The sequence below is a fragment of the Bacillus sp. N5-665 genome, from assembly GCF_022637375.2.
Classification (GTDB): Bacteria; Bacillota; Bacilli; order Bacillales; family Bacillaceae_G; genus Bacillus_A; species Bacillus_A wiedmannii.
On the sequence record NZ_CP093325.1, the window covers coordinates 4,671,543 to 4,688,447 of the forward strand.

Annotated in this window: 14 protein-coding genes and 1 riboswitch; of the genes, 8 read left to right on the forward strand and 6 right to left on the reverse strand. The window is 36.4% G+C overall.

Annotation, left to right across the window (positions count from 1 at the left end):
* Window positions 1–74 precede the first annotated feature (74 nt).
* Both MNO09_RS26595 and MNO09_RS26600 read right to left on the reverse strand, forming a co-directional pair.
* The gene (locus MNO09_RS26595; protein ID WP_000116655.1) at window positions 75–2,075 is read right to left on the reverse strand and encodes an ABC transporter ATP-binding protein; all 2,001 of its coding nucleotides are present in this window, start codon (window positions 2,073–2,075) and stop codon (window positions 75–77) included.
* Complete coding sequence (locus MNO09_RS26600) at window positions 2,072–3,832, reverse strand: ABC transporter ATP-binding protein (RefSeq protein WP_241950069.1); 1,761 nt, start codon at window positions 3,830–3,832, stop codon at window positions 2,072–2,074. The genes MNO09_RS26595 and MNO09_RS26600 overlap by 4 nt, the downstream gene beginning before the upstream one ends.
* 589 nt (window positions 3,833–4,421) lie before the next feature.
* Between MNO09_RS26600 and gapN the strand changes: the two genes are divergently transcribed.
* From gapN to MNO09_RS26625, 5 genes are all read left to right on the forward strand, one after another.
* Window positions 4,422–5,861 carry an NADP-dependent glyceraldehyde-3-phosphate dehydrogenase gene (gapN, locus tag MNO09_RS26605; RefSeq protein WP_000213611.1) on the forward strand — a complete coding sequence of 480 codons (1,440 nt, stop codon included), beginning with the start codon at window positions 4,422–4,424 and terminating at the stop codon, window positions 5,859–5,861.
* Window positions 5,862–6,039: 178 nt separating this feature from the next.
* Window positions 6,040–6,226: riboswitch (Lysine riboswitch) on the forward strand.
* 146 nt (window positions 6,227–6,372) lie between these two features.
* On the forward strand, window positions 6,373–7,797 hold the full coding sequence (locus tag MNO09_RS26610; protein WP_001186279.1) for an amino acid permease: 1,425 nt from the start codon (window positions 6,373–6,375) through the stop codon (window positions 7,795–7,797).
* 60 nt (window positions 7,798–7,857) lie between these two features.
* The gene (locus MNO09_RS26615) at window positions 7,858–9,057 is read left to right on the forward strand and encodes an ABC transporter permease (protein ID WP_078182863.1); all 1,200 of its coding nucleotides are present in this window, start codon (window positions 7,858–7,860) and stop codon (window positions 9,055–9,057) included.
* A gap of 281 nt (window positions 9,058–9,338) precedes the next feature.
* Window positions 9,339–9,854, forward strand: coding sequence for a type 1 glutamine amidotransferase domain-containing protein (locus MNO09_RS26620; protein WP_088107432.1), 516 nt, complete (start codon window positions 9,339–9,341; stop codon window positions 9,852–9,854).
* Between the two features lie 222 nt (window positions 9,855–10,076).
* On the forward strand, window positions 10,077–10,280 hold the full coding sequence (locus MNO09_RS26625; RefSeq protein WP_001063859.1) for a hypothetical protein: 204 nt from the start codon (window positions 10,077–10,079) through the stop codon (window positions 10,278–10,280).
* A 46-nt stretch (window positions 10,281–10,326) separates the two neighbouring features.
* Here the strand turns inward: MNO09_RS26625 and MNO09_RS26630 are convergent, their stop codons facing one another.
* Window positions 10,327–11,589 carry an MDR family MFS transporter gene (locus MNO09_RS26630; RefSeq protein WP_000508181.1) on the reverse strand — a complete coding sequence of 421 codons (1,263 nt, stop codon included), beginning with the start codon at window positions 11,587–11,589 and terminating at the stop codon, window positions 10,327–10,329.
* Window positions 11,590–11,694: 105 nt separating this feature from the next.
* Between MNO09_RS26630 and MNO09_RS26635 the strand changes: the two genes are divergently transcribed.
* Both MNO09_RS26635 and MNO09_RS26640 read left to right on the forward strand, forming a co-directional pair.
* Window positions 11,695–13,434 carry an SgrR family transcriptional regulator gene (locus MNO09_RS26635; protein WP_070168429.1) on the forward strand — a complete coding sequence of 580 codons (1,740 nt, stop codon included), beginning with the start codon at window positions 11,695–11,697 and terminating at the stop codon, window positions 13,432–13,434.
* 30 nt (window positions 13,435–13,464) lie between these two features.
* On the forward strand, window positions 13,465–13,983 hold the full coding sequence (locus tag MNO09_RS26640) for a hypothetical protein (RefSeq protein ID WP_000831577.1): 519 nt from the start codon (window positions 13,465–13,467) through the stop codon (window positions 13,981–13,983).
* A gap of 44 nt (window positions 13,984–14,027) precedes the next feature.
* On the opposite strand, the gene MNO09_RS26645 is transcribed toward MNO09_RS26640, so the two are convergent.
* A complete protein-coding gene (locus MNO09_RS26645; protein ID WP_000789197.1) occupies window positions 14,028–14,576 on the reverse strand; it encodes an NAD(P)H-dependent oxidoreductase in 549 nt (182 codons plus the stop codon).
* 23 nt (window positions 14,577–14,599) lie between these two features.
* Window positions 14,600–15,139 carry an ester cyclase gene (locus MNO09_RS26650; RefSeq protein ID WP_000511565.1) on the reverse strand — a complete coding sequence of 180 codons (540 nt, stop codon included), beginning with the start codon at window positions 15,137–15,139 and terminating at the stop codon, window positions 14,600–14,602.
* Window positions 15,140–15,305: 166 nt separating this feature from the next.
* Here MNO09_RS26650 and MNO09_RS26655 point away from each other — a divergent pair, with 166 nt between their 5' ends.
* Entirely contained in the window at window positions 15,306–15,644 is a 339-nt protein-coding gene (locus MNO09_RS26655) for a winged helix-turn-helix transcriptional regulator (RefSeq protein ID WP_001059468.1), read from the forward strand.
* 33 nt (window positions 15,645–15,677) lie between these two features.
* Here the strand turns inward: MNO09_RS26655 and MNO09_RS26660 are convergent, their stop codons facing one another.
* Window positions 15,678–16,880 (reverse strand): MFS transporter, encoded by a 1,203-nt coding sequence (locus tag MNO09_RS26660; protein ID WP_000742932.1) that lies wholly within the window; start codon window positions 16,878–16,880, stop codon window positions 15,678–15,680.
* Window positions 16,881–16,905 lie beyond the last annotated feature (25 nt).

A 16,905-nucleotide genomic window follows, 5' to 3' on the forward strand; every position in this document is an offset into this window, starting at 1 on the left:
CAATACTTCTTATTTAACTGTCGCGATTCACTAAAAAAGAACTTGCAAAAATCGCAAATTCTCCTCCATACATATTAAGCGCTCTGGTTTCCTTCCATTTGCGTTTTGTACATATCGTAATAACGCCCGCGCTTTTTCATTAGTTCATCATGAGAGCCTTTTTCTAAAATCGTTCCTCTATCAAGCACAATAATTTGATCTGCACTTTTAATTGTGGAAAGACGGTGAGCGATAATAAATGTCGTTCTTCCTTTTTTCACAACTTCTAACGCTTGTTGAATCATCGCCTCTGTTTCTGTATCAATACTAGACGTTGCTTCATCTAAAATTAAAATGGCTGGGTCAAAAGCGAGTGCCCTAGCAAACGAAATAAGCTGACGTTCTCCAGTGGAAAGCGTGCTTCCCTTTTCTGTAATTTCTTCATTTATATTGTTCGCAAACCGTTCCGCACCAACATCACGCAATGCTTTTACGATGCGCTCTTTTGAAATTTTTTCGTTCTCTAAGCTTACATTAGAAGCGACCGTCCCGCTAAATAAAAACGGATCTTGCAGTACGATTCCCATATGTTCACGCGTTGCTTGTTTCGGCATCGCTTTTACATCGTGACCATCAATCGTAAGCTTCCCTTTTTCAAACTCATAAAACTGGAAGAGTACATTCATAATGGAACTTTTTCCTGATCCAGTATGACCGACAAGTGCCACTGTCTCGCCTTGTTTCGCTTCAAAAGAAATATTTTTTAGTACTTCATCTTTTCCATTATAAGAAAACGACACATTATCAAACTTTACATTTCCTTGTAAGCGAGGCATACGTTCCTCTTCTACTGCTTCCCCTTTTTCCTCTAACAATTCAAAAACACGTTCTGATGCAACACGCGATTGTTCCAAGTTAGCAAGCTGATTTACCATATTTGTAATTGGTGAGAACAATCGTGTTAAATAATCAACGAACGCATACAGTATCCCTAGAGAAATGACACCTGAAGCACTTAATGAAGCACCACCGAAATACCAAATCACACCTGTGAAAGCAATATTTCTTAATACAGACACTAAGTTATGAGAAGTTGCTGCATTTAAATTCAAAATTTTATTTTGATATTTAAAATAATCACCATTTAATTCTTCAAACTCTTTCTTCGTTTCACGCTCTTGACGAAACGCTTGAATAATTGGCATACCTTGAATAGATTCATTCACTGTCCCATTAATATCAGATAAACGTGAACGCATTTTATGATTGTATACAGACGCATACTTTCTATAAAGAATTGCCCAAACGATTAAAATCGGGATGATAAGTAAACATAATGTCGCCAATTTTACATCGAGTAAAAATAGCGCAGCGAATATCCCGATAATATAAATGATACTAGAAACGAATGTCGCCAGTACCGTTACGTATAAATCACGAATGGCTTCCGTATCATTCGTAACACGCGATACAATTTTCCCTGCTGGTAAATGATCGAAATAACGAATCGGCAACGTTTGAATATGAGAAAAGACATCTTCCCTCATAATTTGAATAATTTTGTTCGCTGCTTTCTGTAAGAAAAATTGCTTTCCGTATGCAAATAATGAGACAACCACTAATAAAGCGAAATAACCACCACCAAGTAATAATAGGGGGTTTATTTCTGGTTTATAAAACGCAAACACTTCTTCTTTCGTTAATGCTTTCGCTTTATACACTTGCACTGCCTTACCATTTTGGACGGTAATCATATCATCTTTTACAGTACGTGACCCTTCAGCATTCACTTTATTCGGTACAAAGTAATATTGAAAACCGACTTGCATCACGCGTACTTCTTTTCCTTTTTTCTCACCTTCCTGGAAGCGATCACTTCGCTTATAAAAGGCACCATTATACGAAACAGCCTCTTCACTCTGTTCTGTTTCATACCAAGGTTTCTCTATCCCGACGATATGATCGTCAATCATCGTTTTCGCGACGAAAGGACCAGCAAGCTCTGCGATGACGAAAATAAATAACATTAGCATCGCTGCAAAAATCGTCCCTTTTACTTTCATCGCATATTGGAACAATCGTTTTGATACGCTCATATTTTCACCCCACTATCCGCACTTTCACTTTCCCCTTGTTGTCTTTCAAACTGCTCCGCATACCAGCCTCCGCTTTGAATAAGCTGTTCATGCGTACCTTCTTCCATTACTTCACCTTCATCCATAACGAGAATCCAATCCGCATGTTGTACGGCAGATAAACGGTGCGTCGTAATAATCGTCGTCTTTCCGCTTCTTTCTGTTCTTATATTCTCGATGATCGCTGCTTCCGTACGAGCATCAACAGCTGATAAAGAATCGTCCAAAATTAAAATTTCTGGATTTTGAATAACAGCTCGCGCAATCGAAATCCTTTGTTTTTGCCCTCCTGATAAAGAAACACCTTTCTCTCCGACGAGCGTTTCTAACCCTTCTGGTAAAAACTCTAAATCCTTTGTAAACGCCGCAATTTCAATTGCTTTCTCGAGTTCTTCTTCCGTCGCTTCTCGGTTCCCAAATAAAATATTTTCCCTCGCTGTCTTTGAGAACAAAATATGTTCCTGAGGTACATACCCAATCCACCCGAGTACATTTTCATTCGTTATTTTATCTAACGTCACATCAGAGACCGCAATATCCCCATCACCAAGCGGATATTGACGAAGAAGCTGACGTACAAGCGTCGTTTTTCCGCTTCCTGTTTTTCCAACAACTCCAAGCGTCTCCCCTTGTTTTAATGTAAATGAAACCTTCTTTAAATTTGTTTCATTTGATGAAGGATATAAAAAGGTAACGTCATCAAACTGAATATAATCTGGCTCTTGTACAAGCTTTGGGTTTTTCGGATCCTTTACATCCGGTTCGTACGCTAATGTTTCATTCACACGGTCTAACGAAGCGTTTCCTCTTTGCATAACATTAATTAATTCGCCAATTGCAAACATCGGCCAAATCATCATCCCTAAATACACGTTAAATGAAACAAGTTCACCAAGTGTCACCTTTGATTGAAATACAAGATACGCACCATACACTAAACCGATTAAATAACTAAGGCCAACAAGCATTTTAACAGTTGGTTGGAATAATGCATCAATTCTCGCTACCTTCATATTTTTTTCGTAGACGTCATCTCCTAAATGATGAAACCTTCCCTCATCTGCATTCTCTTGTACGTATGCACGAATAACGCGCACGCCGGCGATCGATTCGAGTACTTTATCATTCATATCTCCGAACGCATCTTGCGCAACTGTAAATCTCTCATGCAATTTCTTTCCATATATGTTCATCGCATACGCCATAATCGGAAGCGGTATAAGCGCCGCAAATGTAAGCTCCCAACTGATTGTAAATCCCATCATAAAGACAATTGTAAGCATATATAAACTCGAATCCACGAGCGTTAATATACCGAAACCAGCTGTCATAGCAATTGCTTTTAAATCATTTGTCGCTCTCGCCATTAAATCACCAGTACGATTTTTATGATAAAACGTCGGTGTCATCTTAAGTAAATGCCCCATAAACTTAGAGCGCATCGTCTTCTCCAGTACGAATGCTCCCCCAAACAGCTGATGTTGCCAAACGAAAGTAAGACCATATCCAATTACCGTAACCCCTATTAAAATAAGAATAAATTGCATAATTGCCGCATTCGTTAACGTTCCTGTTTTTATATTATCAATCGTAACCCCTAACACTTTCGGGGGAATGACTTCAACTATATTCACAATTAAAAGAGCTCCAATGGCGATACTATATCTCTTCCAATGCTCTTTAAAAAACCATTTTAGCTTTAGTAATACTGATAACAATGTAACCTCTCCCTTCTCGTTCTCGTTTCACTCCCATTTCTTTACCCACTATCCAGACCCATCACATTTACATTTCGTAATCCATACAGTCTCATCACATTTTTCCACCTTCCAAATTTTTATATAGTAACGTGGAAAATAAACAAAAAAAAGCATACCGCCGCTTGACGATATGCACAAAAATGCATAAAAGCGTACGTTACGATATACGCAACGTACGCTTTTTATAAGACAAAGATGCCTTATATATCCGCACGGGTTGCGTAATGATATGAATGTTTTCTGCCATTTAACAGAGCTAAGCCCATTACATTTACGATTACAATCATTACGCACACCCCCTTCATTTATTTTCCATTTATAATCTTACAACTTTATTGAGTATTCTGTCAATTATTTTTTTACAAATCGAATAAAAATATACGCTACATCATTTTGAAATAAGGGAATCTTCTGTAAGAAAGGGCATACAAAATAAAAAAAGAATAAGAAATCGTTTTCACAAACATTTCATTTGAAAAATGCTATCAAACACCCTACAATCACCTTATACTCACTCTTACAAGTTGCTATTTTAGGAGGACTAATCATGACAACTAGCAATACGTACAAATTTTATTTAGACGGAGAATGGAGAGAAAGCTCTTCGGGAGCAACAATCGAAATTCCATCTCCATACTTACACGAAGTAATTGGACAAGTACAAGCAATTACTCGCGGAGAAGTAGATGAAGCAATTGCATCTGCAAAAGAAGCTCAAAAATCATGGGCGGAAGCTTCTCTACAAGATCGCGCAAAATATTTATATAAATGGGCTGATGAGCTCGTAAATATGCAAGATGAAATTGCCGATATCATTATGAAAGAAGTCGGTAAAGGTTATAAAGATGCGAAGAAAGAAGTTGTTCGTACAGCTGATTTCATTCGTTACACAATCGAAGAAGCTCTTCATATGCACGGAGAAAGCATGATGGGCGATAGCTTCCCTGGCGGAACGAAATCTAAACTTGCGATCATCCAACGCGCACCACTTGGTGTTGTATTAGCAATCGCACCATTTAACTACCCAGTAAACTTATCTGCTGCAAAACTTGCACCAGCATTAATTATGGGTAACGCTGTTATTTTCAAACCAGCAACTCAAGGTGCAATTAGTGGTATTAAAATGGTTGAAGCACTTCATAAAGCTGGCCTTCCAAAAGGTCTTGTAAACGTAGCTACAGGACGCGGTTCTGTAATTGGTGACTACTTAGTAGAACACGAAGGCATCAATATGGTATCGTTCACAGGTGGTACAAACACAGGTAAACATTTAGCGAAAAAAGCTGCAATGATTCCACTTGTATTAGAACTTGGTGGTAAAGACCCTGGTATCGTTCGTGAAGATGCTGACTTACAAGATGCTGCAAACCATATCGTAAGCGGTGCATTCTCTTACTCTGGTCAACGTTGTACTGCTATTAAACGTGTACTTGTACACGAAAACGTAGCAGACGAGCTTGTTAGCTTATTAAAAGCGCAAGTAGCTGAGCTATCAGTTGGATCTCCAGAACAAGACAGCACAATCGTTCCATTAATCGACGACAAGTCTGCTGACTTCGTTCAAGGTTTAGTTGACGACGCTGTTGAAAAAGGTGCAACAATCGTTATCGGTAACAAACGTGAGCGTAACTTAATTTACCCAACATTAATCGACCACGTAACAGAAGAAATGAAAGTTGCTTGGGAAGAGCCATTTGGCCCAATCCTTCCAATCATCCGTGTTTCTTCAGATGAGCAAGCAATTGAGATTGCTAACAAATCAGAGTTCGGCTTGCAAGCAAGTGTCTTCACAAAAGACATTAACAAAGCATTTGCAATTGCTAACAAAATCGAAACTGGTTCTGTTCAAATTAACGGACGCACAGAGCGCGGCCCTGACCACTTCCCATTCATCGGTGTAAAAGGTTCAGGTATGGGCGCACAAGGTATTCGTAAGAGCCTTGAGTCTATGACACGTGAAAAAGTAACTGTATTAAACTTCGTTTAATCTTATATGTAGAAGCTGATCTAGTTTTAGATTAGCTTCTTTTTATATCAAATAATTATTCATTCCTAATAACAAACTCTTCTCTATAATCTGATTATTACTATATCCATTGACGTATAAAAATACATTTGTTACTCTTAACTACGTTAATTTAATATTTAAATCCTCATTCGTATCTCGGTGAGGTAGAGGTTGCAATCATTAAGAGTATCGTTTCAGGAGATGTAGTGGCATTGATGAAGGAATGAGAAAGGAATGATTGCCGAAGTAAGTCGTGTCCACCATGCACACTTGCTGGGTCTGCATTTAATAAGTGCAGAACTGTCACAAACGAAACGTTTCGTTTGTGGAGAGCTATCGAGAGGTATGTCGTGGGTTTCTTATAAGATAGAAAGCATGTAGCGGCAAATTACGTGCTTTTTTTGTTTTGTTTGGGACTTTTCTTCTCTACTAAGAAGACATACATATCTCCTCGCTTGACTTGGTTATACTAACTTTGGAGGTATTTTCTATGCAACAAAAAAAATGGGGCTTTTGGGTACTAACAGCTTTCGTTGTCGGTAACATGGTTGGCGCTGGTATTTTCATGGTGCCAAGTACGTTGGCACAAACAGCAAGCCCTCTCGGTGTCACTTTAGCTTGGTTAACAACAGGGTTTGGTGTTTTAATGCTAGCTCTTGTTTTCGGTAATTTAGCAATTCGTCGTCCTGATTTAACGACAGGACCACAAAGTCATGCATATGCTTTATTCTCATCACCAAAAAAGAAAAAAATGGCTGGTTTCAGTATGGTATGGGGATATTGGGTTGCAAACTGGGCAAGTAACGTTGCCATCATTACATCTTTCGCGGGATATTTATCACTCTTTTTCCCAATTATGAAAGATACACGACTACTATTTTCAATCGGTTCTTTTAACATAGAAGTCGGAAAACTAATTACATTTACGATTTGTTCCATCTTACTTTGGGGAACTCATATTATATTAACAAACGGTGTAAGTGGAGCTGGAAAGCTAAACTTCTTAGCAACAACAACGAAAGTAACTGGATTCCTTTTATTCATCGTCGTTACATTATTTGCATTCGAAGCTTCTAAGTTTGGACAATGGTACACACCGATGATCGATAAATCAGGTGTATCACACGGCCTTCTTTCACAAGTAAATTTAGCTGCTCTTACAACGCTTTGGGCATTTATCGGAATTGAATCGGCAGTACTTTTATCAAACCGTGCTACCTCTCCTAAAACAGTAAAACGCGCAACAGTTGCAGGATTACTTATTACAGTTGCGATTTACTTAGGAATTACCATTTTAACAATGGGTGTACTTCACGTTGATAAATTACAAGCTTCTGAACGTCCATTAGCAGATGCATTAAATGCTGCAATGGGTCATGGCGGCGGGAAACTGATGGCATTACTTGCTCTTACTTCCCTATTCGGTTCTATATTAGGCTGGATTTTATTAAGCTCAGAAGTACCGTATCAAGCAGCAAAAGAAGGTTTCTTCCCTTCCTTCTTCACGAAAACAAATAAAAAAGGAAGTCCAATTTACTCATTACGACTAACAAACATTATGTCGCAAGTGTTCTTATTCTCAACACTATCCGGAACAATTGCGGAAGCTTATACATTCGTTATTACCGTATCAACACTAGCCTACCTCATTCCATATCTCGTTTCACCAATCTTCCAGTTAAAACTAGTCGCAACTGGTGAAACATATAAAAATGAAATGCGGGCAAGAATTACAGATGGCATAGTCGCAGTGATCGCACTTTGCTACGCACTATGGGTTATTAAAACCGGCGCAGCCGATATAAAAACGTTCCTTCTCGGAATTGGTTTATTCGTAATTGGCTTTGCCTTCTATCCATTAATGAATCGTGATCAGAAAAAAAATAACGAAAAGAAAAACGAGCAAGTTGCGTAACGCAATTTGCTCGTTTTTTCTTTTGTAAAACATATATAATAGAACAAAGAGGTGAAAAACATGTCAATTGAATCACTATGGAGCAGCCGCTTCCAACAACATATTCAAAATATCATTACATACTTTGCACGTATGATTAACGGTTTACTATATAGCTTTATCTTCGTTGCCTGTATAGGTGCTTACTATTATGCAAAGTTTCTTAAGACAGCTCCTTCTAAAGGACTATCTTTATTACTTATTACAATCGTCCTAACAGCGATTATAACGAGATGTCCTATCCGTACATTTATTCAAAAACCTGATGCTGTCTATTTGCTTGCATTAGAAGAGAAACTAACATCTTATTTTAAAAAATCTCTTCTATATAATTACATCATTCAGCTTTTCCCATTATTATTTACGTTCCTTATTCTCGTTCCACTTGCACTGCAATCATTACAATTAACTGTACCTTTCTTATGTACAATCTTTATCGTTTTAATGATTATAAAAGCTTGGAACATGTATACACATTGGATCTGGCGTGATAGTCATGAAAAAAATATATGGTTCATTATTCGTATTGCTTGTAACGCCTTAATCATTTTCATGCTGTTTTACTCGGCACATGTTCTCATATTAGGCGGATTGCTCTTACTACTTGCTTTCCTACTTCTATATACGAAAAAACAGCCTACAAAACGAATACCGTGGGATTACATAATCGAGCAAGAAGAAAAAATGAACGTCCGTTTTTATCAATTTGCTAGCATTTTCACCGATGTTCCGCAACTGAATAAGCAAGTAAATAAAAGAAAATGGCTTACAAATTGGATTGAACCTTTATTACATAAAAAACGAGCAACTTTCTTCTATTTACATACACTAGCATTTTTACGCGGGAATGATTATTTCGGTATATATATTCGCTTAGGCTTAATCGGTGCCTTCGCCTTATATTTTATACCAAACATATACGTAAAAGGCGCTATCGCATATATCGTCCTATATATGATTTCTATGCAGCTCCGTTCCCTGTGGAAATATTTTTCGGGAAATATTATCGTAGCATTATATCCAATTAATACTGAAAAACGAATGAATGAATTTCTTCGCTTAATCTTTATATTACTAAGCATTCAACTCATTGTATTTTCAAGTGTTATACTCATTGCTACAGGTCAATTTTTACATAGCCTTATCATTATGATTATCGGGGTACTCTGGATCAAATTTATTATTGTACCAAAAACGAAGCAACGCGTTTCTGCGTTTTAACGAAAAGAATTATCTTAAAGCCAAGGAGAAGATAAATTATCTCCTTGGCTTTTTTATTTTTCTTCCTCAAACAAGAATCACTGCAACAACCGACATTTTATGATTTTTACATACAAAAACGATAATACATGTTTACGCGCTAACAAAAAGGGTATGTATTAAAGTAACAGGGCAAAGGAACTGGAGGGAATGAAAAAATATGAATTAAAGTTTCACTTTATAAAAGACATTGCTCAAGGATGATTCTGGAACCGATAATATAATATAAGGAGCGGATTAGAATGAGTAAAAAAATTGCTATTTTAATAACGGATTATTTCGAGGACACAGAATACACAGAGTCAGTAGAAGCTTTTAATCAAAAGGGATATGAATTAACAACTATTGAAATGGAAAAAGGTAAAACGGTACACGGTAAACGAGGAAAAAGTGAAGTCGTAATTGATAAAAGTATTGATGATGTTTCTCCAGATAACTTTGATGCCCTCTTCATACCAGGCGGATTTTCCCCAGATATGCTTCGTGCAGATGAACGTTTTGTTCGCTTTAGCAAAGCATTTATGGATGCGAAAAAACCTGTTTTTGCTATTTGTCACGGCCCCCAATTACTCATCACTGCACAAACACTTGAAGGACGCGATGTGACTGGATATAAATCTATTGAGGTCGACTTAAAAAATGCTGGTGGACATTTTCATGACAAAGAGGTTGTCGTATGCCAAAATCAGCTAGTAACAAGTAGACAACCAGAGGATATCCCAGCGTTTATTGAAGAATCATTGCGTATATTAAGATAGTTATTAGAGGTTAACCAAAATAGCTGTTTAGCTACTTTGGTTAACCTTTTGTAACACTTCTCCATCTTTAATTTTTTGGAACAGCCTCTTTTTTGCGTCCCAAAATTTCTAATCACTTTTCATAGGCAGTTCTCATATAGTGAAAATGACTATACAATTCCTATCCATAAGTTAAACAATGATTTTACACATATATAAATACAAAAGATGGGAGCCTTATTTATGAATAACAATCCACCTTCAACGCCCCCAAATCCAACGGAAATGAATAATAATGAAGTGAGCTTACAAACGTTACGCGTCATTGGGCTTATTGTACTGATTAGTGGCTACATATTAGTAGCTCTTTCTGAAGTAGGAACGTTAAAAAATCTTTTACTACAGCCTAGTACCACTCCAGATTTAGCTGAAGTTGATCCGTTTTAAAAATTATATAAAAAGCGAGTCCAGTTCGTTCGCTTTTTATATAGTTTTATCCAATCTGAGAAACCCCTCTCTCATCCTCATACTTCTCTTTCCCAATCGCCTTCATAAATAATAAAATACTGCTCATACCAACGATAAAGTACAGAGCACTCATGCCCCAAGATGCAATAAATGAGCCTAGCATAACGCCTAATGCCCCGTTCATTTTTGCTACTTGAAAGACCATTCCGTTAATCGCCATGTATGAACCTCTTGCCTCATTCGGCACCATATCTGCCATAATAGATTGACGTACTGGCACATACATCATCTCACCTACCGTTTGGAAAAGCCCTGCAATTAATAAGACCCATAAACTATTGCTCGTTCCGAGTATTGTAAATCCAATTGTGTAAATGAATAAACCTATATATAAAATTTTCAAATCGTTGAAGCTTTTTAGCATTTTAATAAGAAGTGCTGAACATAACACAACTAAAATTGTATTCTCTGCTGAAATCCAGCTCAACATTCGAATACCTGTTAAATCAAACGTAAAACCATTCCCGAATAAAAAGTGCACTGTTTCAAATTCCTGCTGTAAACGTACTCCTAAATAATTATTAATTTGAAACTCTAAAGACAATGTACATATACTTGCTGCACAAAAAATTAAAAATGCTCTATCTTTCATCACGACTGTATAACTATCTGCCATATCTTTTAATACATTTTTCTTCTCTACTGTTTTTCTCGCTACATACACTTCTTCCATGTATACAGCCATCACATATAAAGTAATAACGGCAATAACTGTTAATCCGATAAACAATTGCAATCTATAGTTCTCAAATAGTAATCCGCCAAATATTGCTCCAATTGCCATTGATAAATTAATAGCCCAATAGTTAATGGTGTACATCACTTTTCGATTTTCAGGTGTACTCACATCAATTAACATCGCCTCTGTCGCAGGGTTCATAAGTCCAGACCCTAAACTATTTACTAACATAAACACAAATGTTAGCCACGGTGAATCTACATAATCCGAATTTGCAACTCCCATACAAGCAATGGAAATGACTTGTATACTTTGACCGATAATCATCACCTTTTTACGACCGAGCCGATCCCCAACATATCCACCGTATAAACCAATTACTAATGAAGCTATGACATTAATGAGTAATAACGCACCTGCAATCGCACTACCTAACTTTATTGAAAAGTATATCGCCATAAATGGAAAAATCATCGTGGACACAGCACGTGTTAAAAACGAAGTTATAATTCTAATTTTTATATTTCGATGCATACTCCAAAACCCCATTGTTTCCCCCTCCTTATGCTTACTTATTTTACTTTGAAAAAGAGGAAGAAAAAGGTTAGAATATTCTAAAGAGTTTCCCCTTTTATTATAAAAGGAAGTGTATATATGAAAATTATGGACTATTACATTAGACTAAGACTACATGCACAAGATCAACAGCATATCCGAAATAGCTTACAAGAACTAGCGGATATTTTATATTGCAGTACGAAAAACGTGAAAATTTTATTAAAGAAAATGAGCGAGGAGCAATTAATTCACTGGACTCCAGGGCGTGGACGCGGGAATAAAACGGAAATTCTATTTATACATAGTCTCGTGGAAGCGATTGAATCCTACACAGATGAACTGTTAACGCAAGAAAAATTAAAGGATATCTTTCTTCTTTTAAAAGAACCACTGCCTCTTGCAATTCAAAAAAAGATAGAAAATAAACTACATCATCATTTTGGATACGAACCTTCAAATGATATGTATGACATATTAAAGATTCCTATATCAAGAAAGATATTTCCATTAGATCCGGCTTTTGTGGCTGTAACTACAGAGAGCCATCTTACGAGTCAAATTTTTGACACGTTAGTCGTTTATAACGATGTTACTGAAAAAATGGAACCACACATTGCACATACGTGGGAATTAAGTGGAGACGGGCTTACGTGGACCTTTTATTTACGAAAGGATATACGTTTTCATAACGAAACAGTTTTAACTTCTAAAGATGTACAATTTTCATTTGAACGATTAAAACAAGTTCACTCTCCTTTCAAATGGTTAACAGAAGAAATTGTTCAAATTGAAACACCATCACCACTGCAAATTCGATTCCATTTAGCAAAACCCAACTTATTTTTCTTACACTATGTAAGTTCCATGCAACTAGCAATTTTACCGTGTGATGCCAGTATTCAAGATCATCATTATATAGGTACTGGACCTTTCAAACTTACTCATTACTCTGAAGATAATATCGTACTCGAAGCATTCACCCATTATTTTAAAGAGCGCGCGTTATTAGACCGTATTGAATTTTGGGGTATTCCTGATCATGTGCAAATCGATGCTGATTATGAACTGCCAAATGAAGAGGAAAATGAAAGGCATGATATACAAATAGAAGAAATAGGTTGTATTTATGCTAGCTTCAACTTTACAAAACCTGGTCCTCATCACGACATTTACTTTCGAAAAGCTTGGAGAGAACTATATGACGTTGAAACAATACTTCGTAGCATAGAGGGTAGACGAACAATTGCTGCTTCAAGCTTTTTCCCTGAAAGAAGCCGCCAAGTTCCTAAAAGGTCCTACTCTTTAGAGAAGGCAAAAGAGTATTTAAAAAAGAGCACCTATAATGGAGAAACGATACATATTTACTTCTTCGCATTTAAAGATAGTGCAAATGACGCTCATTTCCTAAAAGAACGGTGTGAAAGTTTAGGTATACAAGTAGAGCTTCACCCATTTCTCGTTTCAGATTATATGGATCGTTCTATTGATAAACATGCCGATATTATTTTCATGGGAGAAGTATTTGCTGCCGATCATGAACTCGCATTCTTAAATGTGTTTAAAAATAAAAGTTGCTTCGTAAATCGGTTCATGGACCCGCACTATGAAAACCAAATTAACTGTTTACTTGATACCTTTTTATTAGAAGAAAATAAAGAGAAGCGCTATGAGCTCATGTATGAAATCGAAGAATTTTTACAAGTAGAACACATCATTTTATTTAACTATCACGTTTTAAAAAGAAAAACATACCCTTCTTCTTTAAAAAACGTCACAATTGATTCATACGGCTGGGCAAATTTTGCGAAGTTATGGATACAGCCATCCACGTCTTAAAATGTGAGTCATTACAAAAGGAGAAGAACCATGAAACGCACCCTAGAAAAAAGACTTTCCTATCTATACACAGGTGAGTTATTTTCAGTCATTACTTTTATTTTCACAAGTTACTTACTTAATTATGCTTATCCTACGTTACATTTATATTCTCTATATTCTTTTTGGGTCTCATTTCTTCTTTTAGAGTTTATCTTATTACAAGGAGTAATTTACTGGTACGTAAAGTGGAAACGACTAAAAAAAGAGAAAACATCTGTTACCCCTATTAGGGTGGTTCAATATTTAAAAATACTTCAAAAGATAAATATAGCATTAATTATCACGGAATTTGTTACGTTTACTATTGATTTTGTAATTTGGTATCCCCACTTACCTTTAGGCGGACTATCATTCACTCTATTTATTTATATTTTTGCATTACTTGAGTACATTAACTATTATCACACTCAGCTTTCATACGATAACATCTCTGATATTAAACATTTAATTAAATCAAAAAAACTAAAACAGTCCTGTATAAGTAAAGATTTTCAACGTATTTCATGAAAGAGAAGGTACTACGTCCTTAGTAGTACCTTCTTTACAAACTATTATTTAATTACTCCATCTAAGTGATCTTTCAAGTTCAATAAATATTGCTCAATATTCGGATTCTTCACCACATCATAACAAGCAAAACTCTTTAACGAACTCATCCCAAGAAACTTCTGCACGCGATGTAAATGGCTAAGCGCTGACTCTAAACTTTCCCCTTCAAAGAACTTCGTCTTATCTCCAAATGCCTTTTCAGGTGCATTCCAAGTTGTAGAAAACATATACGCTTTCTCTTTTAATAAACCGCCTGTTCCATATTCATCAGCACCTTTAAAGAACAAACCGTATTCATATACTTCATCCATATACGTTTTAAATAAGCCCGGTACACTAAACCAATAAATCGGTGTTTGATAAATCACAACATCGGCCCATAAAAACTTCTCTTGTTCTTCCTTAATACTGTAGCCATCTTGAATCGTTGTTGTTTTCACATGATGTTTCTCACTTAATACCGTTACCATATAATCAACTAACGTTCTATTTAAACGTCCTTCTTTCGTACCGTATTTTTCATGTCCATTTATAATGAATATATTTTTCATCGCTTTTCTCTCCCCTATATAATTTACTCTTCAGCTATTAACCCAAGTTGCTGTTTCAGCGTAAGATTATCTTCTAAATGCCAGTCTTCCGTGATTTTTCCGTCTTTCACATGTAACATATCAATGGCGAAAAAATTGATTTTCTTATCATTATGCCTTCCTGTAAAAGAAAGACGAGCTGTTACTTTATCACCGACGACTAATAAATCTTCAATCTCGCAATGTATATTAGGAACGACTTTACGAAAATTTTGTGCCGCAAACTTTAATCCTTCCGTTCCTTGTGGTCGCCCTTTCGGCAATGTATTATCGAAAAAATCTTTAGTAACAGTCTGCGGAATAAGTTCCTCCTTACCTGTATCCCAAAATGCATAAAAACGCTGCGCTGCATGAACCATCTCTGTCGCTTCTTTTTTACTTAGTGAGGGATCAATTGTCATTGCTTTTGGCTGTGGCATTTCTTTTAATAACTGAATTTCAGTTTTTTGTTCCACGCCGCATGCTACAAGTACAATACAAACAACAAACAAACTAAGAAATCCAAACAACTTTTTTATCCCCATGAAAATCACCTCCTCATCTAAACCCTTTTTATTTCGTATTGCTATTGTATATGCACTAACTTCCTTTATGGAAGTAGTGATATTTTTTTCATATAGTTACCAAAAGTATATTTTTGTGATACTATAAAGCAAATTCATTCAAAAAAATTTTATGGAGGCTAGTTCCATGAACAATATAGATCCAGTTGAATTAACGAAAGGTTTACCTGGCATACCTTGTCCTATCGCTAAAACCCTTGATGTAATTCGTACAAAATGGACGTTTTTAATCATTCGTGACCTTCTTATTGAAGGAACATTACGCTTTAGTGATTTACAAAAATCAATGGACGGGATTAGTCCGAAAACATTATCGCTTCGACTAAAAGAATTAGAATCTCAAGGCATTATAACGAGAAAAGTATATCCAGAAGTTCCGCCTCGTGTAGAGTACACATTAACGGATAAAGGAAAGCAATTAGAGGGGATTTTCATTGAATTAAAACGGTTTGGATTAAGCTTATAAAACAAAAACCCCTTACCGTCGTAAGGGGTTTTATTACTTCGCAAAACTTTCAGCTAGCTGTTTCTCTCTCCACATAAATGTAATGCCGAGACCAACTATTAAAACAACTCCTGAAAATGCATATGGATAATGAATATTCATATCAAATAATATTCCGCCCATCGCTGGTCCTGCGATATTTCCTAAACTCGTATAAGTCGAGTTCATACCAGCAACGAATCCTTGCTCTTTTCCAGCTGCCTTTGATAAAAATGTCGTTAAAGCTGGACGAAGTAAATCAAATGCTAAGAAAATGAAGCAAGTAACGAGAAGTACAATCCAATAATTAAAGACTACAGTTGAAACGAAGGCTAATACTGCACCTACAATTAAACATATTTGAATTAACACTTTTTCACCGAACATGTCGACCAATTTGCCAAACATAAATACTTGCACAACTACCCCAAAGATTGAACTAATTGTAATGATTGCCGCGATATCTTTCGGTGTAAAACCAAACTTATGATCAGAAAACAGACTAAACACAGTTTCATACGCCGATAATCCGAATGCGAGTACAAATACGATAATAAATGCAATTGCATACATTGGATGTAATGATTTCTTTAAATCACCAATAAAACTGGATTCTTTCGTATTAGCAGAAATCTCTGCAAGCTCTTCCTTCGTTAACGGCTCTTTTAAAATAAAGATCGAAATTACACATGCTATAAAGGCAATTGCTGCTGCAACGAAAAACGGTACACGTATACCATACTCTGCAATAAATCCGCCAATTCCAGGCCCTATAATAAATCCAGTACTAATTGCCGCGGATAAATATCCCATTGCCTTTGGACGTTCCTGCATAGATGTAATATCCGCAACATATGCCGTAACACCAGGCATAATAAACGCGGCACTAATTCCGCCTAACACCCGTGCTGCATAAAGCATCCACACATCTTTTCCTAATCCAAAAAGAAGTTCTGAAACACCAAAAATAAATAATCCAATGATGATCATTTTCTTCCTACCGTAAAGATCGACCCACCGGCCTGTAATAGGTGACGTAATAAGCTGCGCCATTGCAAACACTGCAACGAGATATCCCATCGTCTTCCCTGTTAAACTCATGTCATTCATAAAGGACGGCATAACCGGAATGATTAATCCAATCCCTAAAAAAGCGATAAATATATTACTCAAAAGAATGACCAATATCATCTTTTGTTCTTTTATCGGTTTCTTCACTTTTTAACACCTCTTCCCGTAAGTT

Bases quoted from the DNA above. Each gene is read 5' to 3' on its own strand.
- MNO09_RS26595 (WP_000116655.1), bottom strand. From the start codon at position 2,075: ATGAGCGTATCAAAACGATTGTTCCAATATGCGATGAAAGTAAAAGGG.
- gapN (WP_000213611.1), top strand. From the start codon at position 4,422: ATGACAACTAGCAATACGTACAAATTTTATTTAGACGGAGAATGGAGA.
- MNO09_RS26610 (WP_001186279.1), top strand. From the start codon at position 6,373: ATGCAACAAAAAAAATGGGGCTTTTGGGTACTAACAGCTTTCGTTGTC.
- MNO09_RS26615 (WP_078182863.1), top strand. From the start codon at position 7,858: ATGTCAATTGAATCACTATGGAGCAGCCGCTTCCAACAACATATTCAA.
- MNO09_RS26620 (WP_088107432.1), top strand. From the start codon at position 9,339: ATGAGTAAAAAAATTGCTATTTTAATAACGGATTATTTCGAGGACACA.
- MNO09_RS26625 (WP_001063859.1), top strand. From the start codon at position 10,077: ATGAATAACAATCCACCTTCAACGCCCCCAAATCCAACGGAAATGAAT.
- MNO09_RS26630 (WP_000508181.1), bottom strand. From the start codon at position 11,589: ATGGGGTTTTGGAGTATGCATCGAAATATAAAAATTAGAATTATAACT.
- MNO09_RS26635 (WP_070168429.1), top strand. From the start codon at position 11,695: ATGAAAATTATGGACTATTACATTAGACTAAGACTACATGCACAAGAT.
- MNO09_RS26640 (WP_000831577.1), top strand. From the start codon at position 13,465: ATGAAACGCACCCTAGAAAAAAGACTTTCCTATCTATACACAGGTGAG.
- MNO09_RS26645 (WP_000789197.1), bottom strand. From the start codon at position 14,576: ATGAAAAATATATTCATTATAAATGGACATGAAAAATACGGTACGAAA.
- MNO09_RS26650 (WP_000511565.1), bottom strand. From the start codon at position 15,139: ATGGGGATAAAAAAGTTGTTTGGATTTCTTAGTTTGTTTGTTGTTTGT.
- MNO09_RS26655 (WP_001059468.1), top strand. From the start codon at position 15,306: ATGAACAATATAGATCCAGTTGAATTAACGAAAGGTTTACCTGGCATA.